The sequence below is a fragment of the Streptomyces silvae genome, assembly GCF_016745505.1.
Lineage (GTDB): Bacteria > Actinomycetota > Actinomycetes > Streptomycetales > Streptomycetaceae > Streptomyces > Streptomyces silvae.
Genome location: NZ_JAERUC010000055.1, coordinates 1 through 15,221, shown reverse-complemented (window position 1 = coordinate 15,221; position 15,221 = coordinate 1). Strand labels below are relative to the sequence as shown.

The window sequence follows — 15,221 nt, the reverse complement described above, 5'->3', positions numbered from 1 at the left end:
GAAGCTCCAGGAGCGCCTCGCGAAGCTGGCCGGCGGCGTGGCCGTCATCAAGGCCGGCGCCGCCACCGAGGTGGAGCTCAAGGAGCGCAAGCACCGCATCGAGGACGCGGTGCGCAACGCCAAGGCCGCCGTCGAGGAGGGCATCGTCGCCGGTGGTGGCGTGGCTCTGCTCCAGGCCTCGGCCGTCTTCGAGAAGCTCGACCTGACCGGTGACGAGGCCACGGGCGCCAACGCCGTGAAGCTCGCGCTGGAGGCCCCGCTCAAGCAGATCGCCGTCAACGGTGGTCTCGAGGGTGGCGTCATCGTCGAGAAGGTGCGCAACCTGCCGATCGGTCACGGCCTCAACGCCGCGACCGGCGAGTACGTCGACATGATCGCCGAGGGCATCATCGACCCGGCGAAGGTCACGCGCTCCGCCCTGCAGAACGCCGCGTCCATCGCCGCGCTCTTCCTCACCACCGAGGCCGTCATCGCCGACAAGCCGGAGAAGGCCGCTGCGGCCGCTCCGGGTGGCATGCCGGGCGGTGACATGGACTTCTGATCCTCGGATCAGCAGCTCCATGCAGGACCCGTAGTACCCGCAGTACCCGCAGTATCCGTGCGACGCCGGCCCCCGGGATCCGTTCCCGGGGGCCGGCGTCGTCGTGCGTTCCCGTCGAGCCCCCTGAATTTCTGTCATGACCCTGGCGGATTGCGCGCTCCACCTCCACACTGCATGGGAGCGCTCCCATATAGGGGTGCCCGTCCTCCGCCGCTGTCGACGAAAGGCCCTCCCGGTGCATGTCTCACCACTCTCCGCACGGCCCACGCGCCACCGTCCCCGTCACGGGCGGCGCGTGTTCGGGTTGTCAGTTGTCGCGTTACTGTTCGCGGCGGCCCTGGCGTCGCCCGGTACGGCTCTGGCCGACGGTGCCGAACCCGGGCCCGAGCAGATCGCCAACGGCGATTTCGCCGCCGGTACCGCCTCGTGGTGGTGGACGCCGAACGCGACGGCGGCCGTGTCGGACGGCCGGCTGTGCACCGAGGTGCCCGCCGGCACGTCCAACGCCTGGGACGTCATCGTCGGCCAGAACGATGTCCCGATCGTCGCGGGCGAGAGCTACGAGCTGGCCTACACGGCCAGTTCGACCCAGCCCCTGACCGTCCAGACCCGGGTCCAGGAGGCGGCGGAGCCGTACACGACGGTGCTCTCCTCCGCGGACCCGGTGGGTACGGAGGCCACGCAGGTGAGCCGTACGTTCACGGCCTCGGTGGATCTGCCGGCCGCGTCGGTGCAGTTGCAGATCGGCGGCGGGGAGAAGGCGACGACCTTCTGCCTGGACGACGTGTCGCTGCGAGGCGGGGCCGAGCCCCCCGTCTACGTACCGGACACCGGGTCGCCCGTCCGCGTCAACCAGGTCGGGTATCTGCCCCACGGCCCCAAGGGCGGCACCGTGGTCACCGACGCCGACGAGCCGCTGACCTGGGCGGTGAAGGCCGCGGACGGTACGACGGCCGCCACCGGCAGGACCGTCCCGCAGGGCGAGGACCCCAGCTCGCTCCAGCGGGTCCACACCTTCGACTTCGGTGACCTCACCACGGCGGGCGACGGGTACACCGTGGAGGTCGACGGCGAGGTGAGCGAGCCGTTCGCGATCGGCGACGACCTGTACGACGGGCTGCGCTCGGACGCGCTGGCGTACTTCTACCACAACCGCAGCGGCATCGAGATCGACGCGGACCTCGTCGGCGAGGAGTACGCGCGCCCGGCCGGCCACCTCGGTGTCGCGCCCAACAAGGGCGACACGGACGTCCCCTGCCAGCCGGGTGTCTGTGACTACCGGCTGGATGTGTCGGGCGGCTGGTACGACGCGGGCGACCACGGGAAGTACGTGGTCAACGGCGGTATCTCGGTGGCCCAGCTGATGGCGACGTACGAGCGCACCCTGACCGCGCCGGACGCCGAGTCGGCGGAGCTCGGTGACGGTGAACTGCGGGTGCCCGAGCGCGACAACGGGGTGCCGGACATCCTGGACGAGGCCCGCTGGGAGATGGACTTCCTGATCAAGATGCAGGTCCCGGCCGGTGAGCCGCTGGCGGGGATGGTGCACCACAAGATGCACGACGCCGCGTGGACCGGGCTTCCGACGAAGCCGCATCTCGACCCCCAGCAGCGTGAGCTGCACCCGCCGTCGACAGCGGCCACGCTGAATCTCGCCGCCACGGCCGCCCAGTGCGCCCGGCTCTACGCCCCCTTCGACCAGGACTTCGCGGACCGCTGCCTGAAGGCCGCCGAGACCGCGTGGGCCGCGGCGAAGCAGCACCCGGACGTCCTCGCCGACCCGGACGACGGCACCGGCGGCGGCGCGTACAGCGACAACGACGTCTCGGACGAGTTCTACTGGGCGGCCGCCGAGCTGTTCACCACGACGGGCAAGGACACCTACCGCCAGGCGGTGCTCTCCTCCGACCTGCACGGTGACGCGGACGCGGTCTTCCCGGCGGGCGGCGGCATCTCGTGGGGCTCCACCGGCGGACTGGGCGTGCTCACGCTGGCCACCGTGCCGAACGGTCTGACGGCGGACCAGCTCGGTGAGGTCCGCGCGGTCGTCACCACGGCCGCCGACCGCTACGCCGAGCAGTCCCGCACCCAGGCGTACGGACTGCCGTACGCGCCCAAGGACCAGGACTACGTCTGGGGGTCCAACAGCCAGGTCCTGAACAACATGATCGTGCTGGCCACGGCCCACGACCTGACCGGCAAGGCCGCCTACCAGGACGCGGTGCTGAGCGGCGCCGACTACCTCCTCGGCCGCAACCCGCTCAACCAGTCGTACGTCACCGGCTACGGCGAGCGGAACTCGCACAACCAGCACCACCGCTTCTGGGCGCACCAGTACGACGCCACCCTGCCGAACCCGGCGCCCGGTTCCCTCGCGGGCGGGCCCAACCTGACCGCGATCGCCTCCGGCGACCCGGTGGCGGCGGAGAAGCTCAGCGGCTGCGCCCCGGCCATGTGCTACATCGACGACATCGGCTCCTGGTCGACCAACGAGATCACCGTCAACTGGAACGCGCCGCTGGCCTTCATCGCCTCCTACCTGGACGACGCCGGCGACGGCGGGCAGGCGGCCCCGGCCCGCGCATGCGAGGTCACGTACTCCTCGCACCCGTGGAACAGCGGCTCGACGGTGACGGTCCGCGTCCGGAACACCGGCTCGGAACCGGTCTCCCCGTGGTCGCTGACCTGGCTGCTCCCCGGTGAGCAGCGGCTGAGCCACACCTGGAGCGCGGAGTTCGCCCAGTCCGGTCGCACGGTCAGCGCCAGGCCGCTGGCGTGGAACAAGGCCCTCGCGCCGGGTGCCGCGGTCGACTTCGGCTTCAACACCTCGGCCGCGGGCACGGCCCCGGACCCGGGGGCGTTCAAGCTGAACGGCCGCGCCTGCAGCACGGGCTGACCGCACGCCCCGGGGTGGTCTCCGGTCCGGCGCCGGTCGTCCGGTGCCGGACCGGAACCGCTCCCGTCCCGGCCTTCAGCGGCGGCGGCCCCGTGACCAGGCCGTTCTGTCGGAGCGCGGGACCAGGCCCGCCCGGACGGAGGCCATCCGCTCCTGCACCCCGCCGGTGGGTACGGCGCCGGGCGGGCCCGTGGGTGCGTTCAGCGCCTCGCCCCGGCACGGCCCGCACAGGCCGCCCGCGAGGGCTTCCGGGCTGCCCGGCGCGCGGCACTCGCCGCATTCGAGGCTGAGCAGCACCGTCCGCCGTTCCGGAGCGGCCCGGGGCGGGGGCAGCTTGTCGGTGAGCCGCCTGCGGAGCAGCGAGGCCGCGTGGTGGACCGGCACGGGGAGTCCGTCGGTCAGGGCGTGCAGCAGCTCGGCCTCGGTGGCACCCCGCGCGAACCACTCGCTGACCTGCGGCTCCAGGCTCGCGCACTCGGCGGCCGACAGGGTCAGCGCGGGCGCCGTACGCCCCAGGGCGGCCAGCAGGACGAAGGCCCGGCTGCGCGTGGGCCGTTGTGGCTCCTCCTGCGGTACGTCGCCCCGCGTGAACGCCGCCCACCAGGCGTCGTCGCGCGCGGTCCGGGAGAAGAACGTCCGCGTCACCCAGAGCATGACCTCGTCGGTGGTGACGCACTCACGGCCCCGGCGCAGATGCCCGGCCGCCTGGAGCCTGTTGAGCGCGGTCCGCAGGGCGCACTGCCCGTACGGGAGCCACCGGGCCAGTGTCTTCACGGAGACGTCGGAGCCGTCCGGCAGCCGGTCGATATAGGCGGCGACGGCGGCCTCACGGGGCGGCAGATGCGCGAAGTCGCGCTCACCGCGCGGGCGCTGGTCCGGGGCGGACCGCTTGCCGTAGCCGGGGTTCGCCATCGGGTGCGGGGGCACGTACGGGGCGAGGGGGGCAGCACTAAGCTGGTCGACAGCCATCAGATCGGTTTCCTTTGGGCGATCTTGGTGGTCAGACCCCTGTCAGGTGTTCGCGCACCGGCGGGGGTCGTCTCGTCTGTGGATTTGGCACGCTAGAGCGTGGCCACGCCCCGTGGCAAGTCGGTCACATTCGGTCAACTGTGCAGGCAGGGTGGGCGGGTGGGAAGCAGTCCCACCTCCCATTCCTCTGAAAGAGCGCTCGGACTCCAGGACTTGAGCTTCGGGTCCGCGAAGGGCTCGTGACCGGTCACCGTGACCGGCTCACCGCGTGCCGAGGGGGTACGGCGCCCCCGTGCCGACGGCCCCCAGCTTGTCGGGGTTGGCGACATTGTGGATGGTCACGATGCGCCCGGCCTCGTCGAAGTCGAAGGTGACCGTGGCGATCACGCGGCCCGCCCCGCTGAAGACCAGGCCGGGCCCGCCGTTGATCTCGACCAGTTCCGCCTTCATGTCGGCCGGCTCGACCCCCTGGTAGGTGACGGTCCCGATGGCCGCGAACCAGGCGGCCACCGTGGACGCGCCCACGACCGGGCGCAGGGCCTGGCGGACCTTGCCGCCGCCGTCCGTCCACAGCGTGACGTCCGGGGAGAGCAGCTCCAGCAGGGAGTTCATGTCCCCGCCGGTCGCCGCCGTGAAGAACCGTTCGGTGGCGTCGCGCTGCTGCGACCGGTCCGCCGCGAAGCGGGGCCGCCGGGCCCGTACGTGTTCACGGGCGCGGTGCGCGGCCTGCCGTACGGCGGCTTCGGACCGCTCCACCGCCTCCGCGATCTCCGCATGGCTGAAGTCGAAGACCTCCTTCAGCACGAACACCGCGCGCTCCAGCGGGCTCAGCGTCTCCAGCACCACCAGCATGGCCATCGACACCGACTCGGCGTCCATGACGGTGTCCGCGGTGTCCGCGCTGGTCAGGATGGGTTCCGGGAGCCATGGCCCCACATAGACCTCGCGCTTGTGCCGGGTGGAGCGGAGTCGGTCCATCGCCAGGTTCGACACGATCCGCGCCAGATACGCCTTGGGGTCGGCGACCTGGGTGCGGTCGGCGGCCGACCACTTGATCCAGGCGTCCTGCACGGTGTCCTCGGCGTCGGCCGCCGTGCCGAGGATCCGGTAGGCCACCGAGAACAGCAGATTGCGGTACCGGTCGAACGCCTCCTGGCCGGGGTCGGCCGCCACCCCGGTCACCGGGCCGCCCGGATCCGTGTGAAGCGCCCACCGCGCGGCCAGAACGCGCCCGACGCGGGCATCTTCTTCATACGGCCGTAGGTCGGCCAGGGGGAGGCGGTCACCGTCTCCTTATACCGGGCGGCCGTCCGGCCTGTCAGGTACATCTTCCGCGGGCTGTCGTCGGGTCGGGTGAACTGCACGACGGCGTCCTCACGGCCGAGGCTGACCGGGGTGTGGTAGTAGCCGAAGCGGAACGGCTTGGGCCGCTTGCCCCGCAGCGTACGGAGGACCGACACCGCCGCGTGCACGCCGGTCGGCATCCCTCCCTGGCAGGTGCCGTGCATGACGCCGTACCCCTGGCGGACCGCCGCCGCGTCGCCCACGGCGTACACCTCGGGGTGCGAGGTGGAGCGCAGCGTGGTGTCGGTGACGACCCGGCCGCGCGCGTCGACCTCCAGGCCCGCCGCGGCGGCCAGCGGGGAGACCCGGGTGCCGCTGGTCCACAGGACGAGGCCCGCCGCGATGCTCTCCCCGCCCGCCAGTTCGACCGAGTCCGGCAGCACCTTCACCACGTCGCACCCGCTGCGGACCCGGACGCCCAGGCGGTCCAGCGCGGACCGTACGTACGCCCCGGCCTTCGGGTTCATCAGCGCACCGGGTTCGTCGCGGCCCAGCAGCACCACGTCCAGCTCCGGGTGCCGCTCGGCGATCTCCGCCGCCGACTCGACGCCGGTCAGCCCGCTGCCGCCGACGACCACCGTGCCGCTGCCGAGCCCCGCCAGCCGGTGGGCCACCGCCTCGGCCTCCTGCGGACCGTTCAGGGTGTACGCGTACTCCTCGACGCCGGGCACCGCCGAGGTGTCGGCCACGCTGCCCAGCCCGTACACCAGCGTGTCGTAGTGCAGGACCCGGTCGTCGTCGATCCGTACGGTCCTGGCGTCCGCGTCCACCGCCGTGACCCAGCCGCGTACGAACTCCGCGCCCGTGCCGTCGAGCAGCTCCGGGATGCTCAGCTCGCCGAGCTGCTGTCCGGTCGCCGCCATGTGCAGCCGCAGCCGCTCGGTGAAACGGTCCTGCGCGTTCACCAGCGTGACGCGTACGTCCTGCTGCCGCCTGACGCGGGCCGCGAGCTGGATGGCCGCGGCCATGCCCGCGTATCCCGCGCCCAGGATCAGGACGCGGTGGGGGGCCGGCCGGTCGGTCTCGTGCTGTGTGTTCATGGCGTCCGCCTTCTTCCGCTGCTTGCTGACGATCTCGGGACGCAAGCAGGGGGCCCGGCTGTGACACGACCTGAACGTGACCTGAGTCACATCATGAGTGACTTCTACTCGTGGATGCGGTCGAGTCCGAGCTGCGCGGGAGGCGGCAGGGGCGCCGCCCCGTCGGCCCGGAAGGCGTGCAGCAGGTAGGCCGCGAGGCGCCGGGACGCGGTGGCCGCCTCCTCGTCCGCGCCGGTCGTGACGCCGCAGTTGGCGAGCAGCAGCAGGGTGATGTCGCTCGGCTCGAAGTCCTGGCGCAGCCCGCCCGCGTCCTTGGCCCGCCTGACCAGCAGCGCCAGGCCCTCCTCGGCGCGGGCGCGCTCGCGCGCGAAGTCGGCCTGGCCGGGGAACTCCGTCAGGAACGCCTGGGTGAAGCCCCGGTCCAACGCCTGCATCAGACAGACCCGCTCGATCACCGTGCAGAACCCGCGCCAGGGGTCCGGGTCCGCCAGCCCCTCGTCCAGCACGGACACGCAGTGGCCCAACTCCTCCGCGAAGGCTTCCGTCACGAGGGCGTCGCGCGTGGGGAAGCGGCGGTAGAGCGTGGCGACCCCGACCCCCGCCCGGCGGGCGATCGCCGCCACCGGGACGTCGATGCCCTGCGCCGCGAACGCCTCGCGCGCCGCCTTCAGGATCCGGTCCCTGTTCTCCCGGGCGTCGGCGCGCAGGCCGTCCCTGGGCGGCTTGTGAGAGGTCTGAGCAGGCATGTTTCTCACTTTAGTCCAAACGGAGGGGGTCGTCCGTTTACCCGCTTACCGTGGAGAACATGAACGACATGCGCGCGGCGCTCTACGACAGCTACGGCCCTCCCGACGTGCTGTACGTCGGCCGGGTTCCCGTACCGACACTCAAGCCGGGCCAGGTGCTGGTCCGCGTCCACGCGGCGAGCGTCAACGGTGGTGAGCTGTACGGACGCGCCGGACGTGTCCGCCTGGTGACCGGCCGCACCTTCCCGCAGCGCACCGGGATCGACTTCGCCGGCGAGGTCGCCGAGGTGGACCCCGCGATCACCGGCCTGCGCCCCGGCGCCCGGGTGTGGGGTGTCCTGCCCCGTACCTTCGGCAGCGCGGCCGAGTACGTGGCGGTCCGGCCCCGGAACCTCTCGTACGCCCCCGAGAACCTCGGCCTGGTCGAAGCCGCTTCCCTCCCCGTGGGCACCACCGCCCTCACGGCCTTCCGCAAGGCGCGCCTCGAAGCGGGCCACCGGCTGCTCGTGCGCGGGGGCAGCGGGGGCGTCGGCAGCATCGCCGTCCAGCTCGGCAAGGCGCTCGGCGCCCATGTCACGGCCCTCGCGGGCCCGAAGAACCTCGACCTCGTCCGGGAGCTGGGCGCCGACGAGGCCCACAGCTACACGACCACCGGGCCGTCCGACCTGGGCCGCTTCGACGTCATCCTGGACACCGTCGGGACCGAACTCCGGTCCTTCCGGCGGCTCCTGGCGCCCGGCGGCCGTATGGTCTCGATCGCCTTCGACCTGGACCACATCGCCGCGAGCCTCGGCTATGTGCTCGCCTCGACGGTCCACGGCCGTGGACGCGTGCGGTTCTTCAGCGGCAACCCGCAGCACGACCTGCTCGCCGAACTCGCCGGCTACGTGGAGAGCGGCGCGCTCCGCCCCGTGGTGGACACCGTCCACCCGCTCTCGGAGATCGCCGCCGCCCACCGGGCCCTGGAGGCGGGCGGCGTACGGGGCAAGCACGTCATCCAGGTGGTCTGAGCCGCCCCGCTCTCACACGCCGAGGCCGGCATCCCGGGCCAGCAGCGCGGCCTGCACCCTGTTCTCGCACTCCAGCTTGGCCAGGATGCGGCTCACATACGCCTTCACCGTCGCCTCGCTCATATGGATCCGCTGACCCGCGTCCGCGTTGGACAGGCCCTCGCCCAGAAGGGCCAGGACGTCGCGTTCGCGGTCCGTCAGCTTCTCCAGCCTCCGGCGGGCGTCCTCCGCCCGCTGCGTGGCACCGCCGGAGGCCAGCGAGTCCACGACGTGCCGGGTGGCGCCCGGCGACAGATACGCCTCCCCGCCCGCCGCCGCCCGGACCGCCCGCATCAGCTCCGCCGGGGCCGAGTCCTTCAGCAGAAAGCCGGCGCTTCCCCCGGTCAGGGCCCGCAGCACGTTGTGCCGCTCCCCGAACGTCGTCAGGATCAGCACCCTCACCTGGGGAGCCGCCCGGCGCAGCTCGCCGAGAGCCGTCAGCCCGTCCATGACCGGCATCTGGATGTCCATCAGCGCGACGTCGATCCGCTGGGAGCGGGCGAGTTCGACCGCCTCACGGCCGTCGGCCGCCTCGGCGGCCACATCGATGTCGTCGGCCGACGAGAGGATCATCCGGATGCCCGCACGGATCAGCGGTTCGTCATCCGCCACAAGAACCCTGATCACGACTCTCCTGAGCGGTTCTGATCTGCCATGTTCCCTCAGGTCGCCTCGAAGGACTTCTTCTCGATCAGCTTGCCGTCCTTGAAGCAGAACCGGAAGACCGGGTCGGCGTCCAGGCTGCTCCCGATCTCCGAGGAGAGGAGGGTGAGGCACGTCGAGCCGTCGGGCTCCGGCGGCGCTCCGGCACCCGGGCCGGTGTTCATGAACGAGTCGCCGTGCGGCAGCGCGTCGCGGACGGACCGCTCGGACTGACCGATCTTCACCGCCTCGTACTGCGCGGGTTCGATCATCGCCTTGTCCGCCTCCCGTACGAGGAAGACGACCCCGACGACCACCGCGATCACGAGCACGACCCCGATCAGGGCCGCCACCCCGCACCCGATGGCTATCCTGTTGCCCCTCTTGGTCCTGTTCACTGCCCTGGCCAACTCCTTCGGGAGACCGTTCCACTCGATGACCGGTCCAGCCTCACCTCCGGGGCCCGCCGGGCTCTGCGCCCGAAAGTCGTCCTGCGGGGCGACGAACGTCTTCCTCGCGTCACCGGGGGAGGTGTACGGAAGGACGCCGGCCAGCCGGAACCCGCCGTCGGCCGTGGGGCCCGCGTGCACCATGCCGCCGACCAGCCGGGCGCGCTCCGCGAGACCGGTCAGCCCCTGCCCGCCGCTCGCCACACCGCTGGGCGCCGCCACCGGGCCGTTGGCGACCTCCACGACCAGCGAGTCCGGCTCGTACCGCAGGCCGATGGAGATCGAGGCGCCCGGGGCGTGCTTGTGGGCGTTGGTCAGGCCCTCCTGGACGACGCGGTACGCCGCGTGGTCGGCGGTGGTCGCGAGGGGGCGCGCCTCGCCCGAGCGCCGGATCTCCACCGCCGTACCGGCCTTCCGGGACGTCTCGGCCAGATCGTCGATGCCGGCCACCCCACGGGACGGCGCCCCGGGGTCGTCGCCGCCCGGAGGAGCCCCGGCGGCCGGGGTGGCGTCCGCACCGTCCCTCAGTACGCCGACCACGTCGCGCAGTTCGTGCATCGCGGCCACCGAGGCCTCACGCAGCACACCGACGGCCTCGCGCTGCTGGTCCGTCAGCGCGCGGTCCACCTCCAGCGCACCCGTGTGCACCGCGATCAGGGCGAGTTGGTGGCCGAGGCTGTCGTGCATGTCCTGCGCGATGCGCTGACGCTCCAGCATCCTGGCCTGCCCGACGAGCATCGCCCGCTCGCGCAGGAGTTGGGCGTTGTACTCGTGGAGCGTGTCGGTCAGGGTCCTGCGCTGCGACCAGTAGCGTCCCGCGAGCCCCGGGACCACGATCGCGACCAGGATGAACATCCCGGCGACGGCCAGGAGCGGCAACGACGCGTGCGATTCCCACGCCGCCGTCAGGCCGAGGGCGAGTCCGTACGCGAGGGCGAACACACCGCACGCCCTGCCGAGTCCGTCGATCCGCCGCCCGGCCGACCAGGCGACGACGAGGAGCAGGGGCGCGAACCCGAAGAACGGCGCGGAACCGGCCGCGGCCGCCAGCAGCACGGACGCGGGCAGCCCACGGCGCAGCAACGACAACAGCCCGGCCAGCAGCCCGACACCGACGGCCACCGCCACGTTCTCGTCGTCCAGAAGCCCCGCGCCCACCCCCGCCAGGGCGAGCGCCAGGCTCAGGAACGTCTCACCCACCACGCGCCGGGCGGGCCACATCCCGGGGGCGAGCAGAGCCCGTCCCGGGACGGCCGACCAGGACGCCAGTCGCGTCCTCGCCGCCTGTGCGCGGGAGGTGGGTGCGGGGTGCGCGGGTGCCGTGGAATCCAGACGAGTCACGCGCCCACGGTAGAGACCTCCGGCCCGGCACCGCTGTAGCCGTTGGTCGCGACGGAGGACGACGAAAGTCGTTCCCCGTCGCCCGGACCGGCCGGCTCAGCCGCGCTTGAGGTCAGCGACGAACGCGGACCAGGCGGCGGCCCGGAACACGAGGGCCGGGCCGTCGGTGACCTTGGAGTCCCGGACGGGGACGAGGTGGGGGTGGCCGTCGGAGACTTCGAGGCAGTTGCCGCCGCTGGCATCGCTGTACGTGGACTTGCGCCAGGTGGCGACTTCGAGGCAGTTGCCGCCGTCCCCACCGCTGTACGTGGACTTGTGCCAGGTTGCCGTGGAGAGGTCGTAGTCAGAGCTGCTGAGCTTCATGGGCGTAATCCTCCGCCACCGACTCGATCAAGGCCAGGGACGCATCTGGTGACAATGCGCTGGCCACCAGCAAATCGTAGGTCAGTTCGTACGACCGCACCGATGCTGGATCGTCCAGCAGCTGACCTGAACCCAGACCGTCAAGGTAGGCGAGGGAGGGCGCATCCGGGAACGCCATGAGCTTGAGAGGCCCGCCCATCGCTGCGTGCCCACCGGCGCTGTATGGCAAGACCTGGATGATGACGCGTCGTTGTTGGATGTGCTTCGCCAGATGGCGGAGTGCCTCTGCCATGACTGCGGGGCCGCCGACCCTCCGGCGCAGTACCGCCTCGTCCAGAACCAGCCACACGGTAGGGGTTGTTGGATGGCTCAGCAGCCCGGCGCGGTCGATCCTGGCCGCAACGAGCTCGTCGATCACCTCCTCCGGAGTGGTGGGCCTTCCCGCGCGGAACACGGCCCGCGCGTACGACTCGGCCTGTAGAAGACCAGGGATGAGCAGCGGCGAGTACTCCCTGATCGTCTCCGCGACGGCCTCCGCCTCCGCCGCCTCTGCGAAGTGGTCCGGGTACTTGGACTTCTTCAGGGCCGCGCAGTTCCGTACGAAGAAGCCTCCCGCGCCCAGCACTTCGTCCAGCTTCTGGGCCTGGTCCACCTGCATGCGCCGTGTGCCGGCCTCCAGTTGTCCGATGAACGAGCCGCTGACGAACAGCGGCGCCCCGAGGTCGTCCTGCGACAGGCCCGCCGCCTCTCTCCGGTGGCGGAGTTCGGCGCCCAGGAGGGCGCGGGGTGAGGACGAGGGATCGAGCTTTTTGGGTCCGGGCAACGCGACTCCCTATGACACATCAGGTGGTGTTGGAACTGCGCCTCTTCCACGGTAGCGACGAATTGGACACGCTGAGTAGGCATACCCACTACTCAGCGTGGAAATGGGGAAGATCATGATGACGGCTACGGAACGGCGCAAAGAAGCAGCGGGCAGAGTGCGTGCGGCGGAGGACGCGGTGGCACGGCTGCGGGCCGGGCTCGCGGGGGTCGGCGTGAAGCTGCCGTCGCTCCGGGTCGACCCGGTGTCGTGCGCGGCCAGCGAGCCGACCCCGCTGGTCGACCTCGGCCGGTGCTCGGTCGAGACGGCCATGCGGCTGAGTGTGCAGCTGGAAGCGGCGGCGGCTCATGACAGTTGAAGGACTGGAGCCTTGTACGCCTGAGCCCGGCACGTTCGCCGTGGACGGGCGGGACGGCCGGGTGGGCCGGGTGATGGGCCGGGTCGGGCCGTACGTACAACTGCGTCCGCCGGGCGGTGGCGCGGAGTGGGACTGCCCGCCGGAGGCCGTCCGGCCGGCCCCGCCGGGGCTCGTGCTGCGGGCGCGGGTGCGGGAGATCAACCGGGAGGGGCGGCTGCCCTGAGGCAGGCGCCCCGAGGAGTCACGTCCGGGTGGCCGCCGGTTGCGGCTCCCGGGCCGGGGCAAGTCGCCGCTGGAGTACGGCGAGGAGCGTGTGCGCCGGCGGCAGGACCAGGGCGCCGGTGAGGAGCAGGGCGGCGGCGATCTGGGCGAGGACCCCGGCGACGTACGCGGCGTAGGTGTTGTCCGGGCCCCAGGCCAGGAAGAGATGGACCGTGCCGGAGCGCAGGGGCCGGGCGGCGGGGTGCAGCAGGAGGTACACGCCGACCGTGAGCAGGCCCAGGGGCAGTGCGACGGCCACCGTACGGAACCAGGCGGCGGAGGCCCGGCTCCAGGTCAGCGACCAGGAGCGGCGCAGGGCGGCCCAGGGCCCGAGGCCTTCCGCCGCGGCGATCGCCGGGGCGAGGGTCCAGCCGAGCCGGAGGACGAGGGCGGTCGCCATGCCCAGCAGGGGCGGACCGTAGCGCAGGATCTCGAACAGGTTGGGGTACTCCCACTTCGGGACGATCACCGTGTACTCGCGGAACAGGGTGGTCGTGAAGTACTCCTCCACCAGGATCCCGAGGACCACCGGAGCCCACACGAGCACTCCGCGCAGCACGTTCACGCCCAGGACCGTACGGAAACGGCCGCGCGTCCCGGCGCCCGCCACCGCACGGGCGGACGCGGTCTGGATGGCGGTGCATCCCAGGTGCAGCAGGAGGATCAGGAACGGCATGCAGGCGAGGAGGATGAGCCAGAGGTGCTGCACCCGGCGGCCGTCGGGTGCGTAGGAGTCCCCGTCGTACGCCTCGGCACGGATCGCGCCCGCTCGTATCTCGGTGAACGTGGGCCAGGCGACGAGGAACGCCACGGCCGTCAGCAGCAGAGCCCCCAGGGCGACCAGTCCGGCCACGCGTGCCGTCAGCCCGAACAGCGGGCGCCCGTCCCGGCGCAGGACACCGAACGCCGTACGGACGATGCCGTGCCGTGGCCCGTCCCCGCCCTCCGCCGCCCGCAGTTCCTCGGACGTGGTGGGACTCTTCGTCATACGTTCCGCTCCTTGCTCTCGACATGCGCTGCCCGGTGCCGGAATCAGCGTCTGCCCGGAGAGATGCAGATGAACGGTGGTGCGGTTCTCCGGCCGGAACGAACGGAGGACACCTGCGGTGAGGTCGGTGCGGCGCTCACGCGATCGTGGGACGCTGGAGGCAGCGGCGGACTGCCGCAGAAACGTCGATCTACGCTCCCGCACGAGGCCACAGGAGAAGGGACCTGCGATGACCGCTGCGATGGTCGAAAGCGATCAGGGCTCCGAGGGCAGCCCGTGGGAGTACCTGCTGCGGACATGGCAGGAACTGGACGTGCCCGAGGGGTGGCGCGCCGAGATCGACGAAGGGCAGATCGTCTTGGTACCGCCGCCTCACGCGCACCACAACGGCATCGCCGCGAAGGTCCAGCGCAGGCTCTACGCGAACCTTCCTGAGGAACTGGAGATCTACCAGACGCTCGGTGTGCACGTCGCGCCGCTCGACAAGCTGTACGTACCGGACCTCGTCGTGATGCCGACCGAGCTGATCGCAGCCGCCGATCCGGAGGCCAGCGACCCCATGGACGCGTCGGAAGCGCTGCTGATCGTCGAGATCACGTCCCAGGGGAACGCCCGCGAGGGCAGGACGAAGAAGTACCGCGCCTACGCGCGGGCGGGGGTTCCGATGTACGTGCTGATCGACCGGTTCGACACGCGAGGGGCGATGACCACGCTGTTCACCGAGCCCAACGAGGACGGAACGTACAAGCGTTCCGAGGCCGTGCCCTTCGGGAAGCCCCTTCCGCTGCCCGAGCCCTTCGGCGTCACGCTGCTGACGGACGGTTTCCCGCGCTGACAGCGGGGCCGGCCCCGTGATGGGAGCCGACCCCGCCTCTGATCATGGTGTCGCCCGAACTACATGATGCGGTAGCTGTCGTAGTAGCCGCCGACCTGGGCGTGGTAGCCCGGGTCGTCCGCATGCTTGTGCTTGTCGAACTCGGGGGAGTCCTTGATCTGGTCCTTGGTCAGGTCGACGAATATCTTCTTGTGCTCGGTGTCGATGCCCTTGACCGTGCCTGCCGGGAGCAGGACGTCCTTGCCGAAGATCCAGACTCCGGTGTCGACGACGAGGTAGGCAGAGCCCACCTCGTCGGAGTGCTTGTCGACCTTGCCGATGCTTCCGTCCGTCGCCTCGACCGAGTATCCGGTCAGGTCGGCGCCCGCGGTGTGACCGCTCGTAGGCTGGTAGCCCCACAGGTTGTCGCTCATGAAATGGCTCCTTCCTCGACGGTTTCATTCGGCACGGCGAATCCTCGTCGCGATGAGGACGAGTGCCGCTCTGTCTTTCGGTTGCCCGCACTTTTCCGGGTCACACCCGGTGAATTCCGTGAAGGCAGAAAAAATGCGGGCGGCTCAGGACCATGGGGTCCTG

At 71.4% G+C, this 15,221-nt stretch carries 16 protein-coding genes; 6 read left to right on the top strand and 10 right to left on the bottom strand.

The window, feature by feature from the left end; all coding sequences use genetic code 11:
- The coding region (locus tag JKV81_RS07530) for a TCP-1/cpn60 chaperonin family protein (protein WP_307820499.1) at positions 1-541 on the top strand (541 nt) is incomplete at its 5' end.
- 304 nt (positions 542-845) lie between these two features.
- Complete coding sequence (locus JKV81_RS07525; protein ID WP_129264892.1) at positions 846-3,437, top strand: glycoside hydrolase family 9 protein; 2,592 nt, start codon at positions 846-848, stop codon at positions 3,435-3,437.
- Between the two features lie 75 nt (positions 3,438-3,512).
- Here the strand turns inward: JKV81_RS07525 and JKV81_RS07520 are convergent, their stop codons facing one another.
- The 4 genes from JKV81_RS07520 to JKV81_RS07505 all read right to left on the bottom strand — a co-directional run bounded on the left by JKV81_RS07520 (position 3,513) and on the right by JKV81_RS07505 (position 7,536).
- The gene (locus JKV81_RS07520; RefSeq protein WP_236055661.1) at positions 3,513-4,406 is read right to left on the bottom strand and encodes a hypothetical protein; all 894 of its coding nucleotides are present in this window, start codon (positions 4,404-4,406) and stop codon (positions 3,513-3,515) included.
- 261 nt (positions 4,407-4,667) lie between these two features.
- Positions 4,668-5,588: an RNA polymerase sigma-70 factor gene (locus tag JKV81_RS07515; RefSeq protein ID WP_202075223.1), complete on the bottom strand. Its 921-nt coding sequence runs from the start codon at positions 5,586-5,588 to the stop codon at positions 4,668-4,670.
- Positions 5,585-6,790 carry an NAD(P)/FAD-dependent oxidoreductase gene (locus JKV81_RS07510; protein WP_202075222.1) on the bottom strand — a complete coding sequence of 402 codons (1,206 nt, stop codon included), beginning with the start codon at positions 6,788-6,790 and terminating at the stop codon, positions 5,585-5,587. Before JKV81_RS07510 ends, JKV81_RS07515 begins: the two co-directional genes overlap by 4 nt.
- Positions 6,791-6,894: 104 nt before the next feature.
- Positions 6,895-7,536 (bottom strand): TetR/AcrR family transcriptional regulator, encoded by a 642-nt coding sequence (locus JKV81_RS07505; protein WP_202075221.1) that lies wholly within the window; start codon positions 7,534-7,536, stop codon positions 6,895-6,897.
- 59 nt (positions 7,537-7,595) lie between these two features.
- Between JKV81_RS07505 and JKV81_RS07500 the strand changes: the two genes are divergently transcribed.
- On the top strand, positions 7,596-8,546 hold the full coding sequence (locus JKV81_RS07500) for an NAD(P)-dependent alcohol dehydrogenase (RefSeq protein ID WP_202075220.1): 951 nt from the start codon (positions 7,596-7,598) through the stop codon (positions 8,544-8,546).
- A 12-nt stretch (positions 8,547-8,558) separates the two neighbouring features.
- On the opposite strand, the gene JKV81_RS07495 is transcribed toward JKV81_RS07500, so the two are convergent.
- The 4 genes from JKV81_RS07495 to JKV81_RS07480 form a co-directional block, all read right to left on the bottom strand.
- Positions 8,559-9,212: a response regulator transcription factor gene (locus tag JKV81_RS07495; RefSeq protein ID WP_202075219.1), complete on the bottom strand. Its 654-nt coding sequence runs from the start codon at positions 9,210-9,212 to the stop codon at positions 8,559-8,561.
- A 35-nt stretch (positions 9,213-9,247) separates the two neighbouring features.
- Positions 9,248-10,897, bottom strand: a complete 1,650-nt coding sequence (locus tag JKV81_RS07490; RefSeq protein ID WP_202075226.1) for a sensor histidine kinase — start codon at positions 10,895-10,897, stop codon at positions 9,248-9,250.
- Positions 10,898-11,113: 216 nt separating this feature from the next.
- Entirely contained in the window at positions 11,114-11,380 is a 267-nt protein-coding gene (locus JKV81_RS07485; protein ID WP_202075218.1) for a DUF397 domain-containing protein, read from the bottom strand.
- Entirely contained in the window at positions 11,361-12,203 is an 843-nt protein-coding gene (locus JKV81_RS07480; RefSeq protein ID WP_202075217.1) for a helix-turn-helix domain-containing protein, read from the bottom strand. The genes JKV81_RS07485 and JKV81_RS07480 overlap by 20 nt, the downstream gene beginning before the upstream one ends.
- Before the next feature lie 157 nt (positions 12,204-12,360).
- Between JKV81_RS07480 and JKV81_RS07475 the strand changes: the two genes are divergently transcribed.
- Both JKV81_RS07475 and JKV81_RS07470 read left to right on the top strand, forming a co-directional pair.
- Complete coding sequence (locus JKV81_RS07475; RefSeq protein WP_372444092.1) at positions 12,361-12,561, top strand: hypothetical protein; 201 nt, start codon at positions 12,361-12,363, stop codon at positions 12,559-12,561.
- Positions 12,551-12,784 (top strand): hypothetical protein, encoded by a 234-nt coding sequence (locus JKV81_RS07470; RefSeq protein ID WP_099174079.1) that lies wholly within the window; start codon positions 12,551-12,553, stop codon positions 12,782-12,784. Before JKV81_RS07475 ends, JKV81_RS07470 begins: the two co-directional genes overlap by 11 nt.
- An 18-nt stretch (positions 12,785-12,802) precedes the next feature.
- Here JKV81_RS07470 and JKV81_RS07465 read toward each other — a convergent pair whose 3' ends face one another.
- Positions 12,803-13,810, bottom strand: coding sequence for a hypothetical protein (locus tag JKV81_RS07465; protein ID WP_236055659.1), 1,008 nt, complete (start codon positions 13,808-13,810; stop codon positions 12,803-12,805).
- 229 nt (positions 13,811-14,039) lie between these two features.
- Here JKV81_RS07465 and JKV81_RS07460 point away from each other — a divergent pair, with 229 nt between their 5' ends.
- Positions 14,040-14,645, top strand: coding sequence for a Uma2 family endonuclease (locus tag JKV81_RS07460; protein WP_202075216.1), 606 nt, complete (start codon positions 14,040-14,042; stop codon positions 14,643-14,645).
- A gap of 59 nt (positions 14,646-14,704) precedes the next feature.
- On the opposite strand, the gene JKV81_RS07455 is transcribed toward JKV81_RS07460, so the two are convergent.
- A complete protein-coding gene (locus tag JKV81_RS07455; RefSeq protein WP_124274062.1) occupies positions 14,705-15,058 on the bottom strand; it encodes a ribosome maturation factor RimM in 354 nt (117 codons plus the stop codon).
- Positions 15,059-15,221 lie beyond the last annotated feature (163 nt).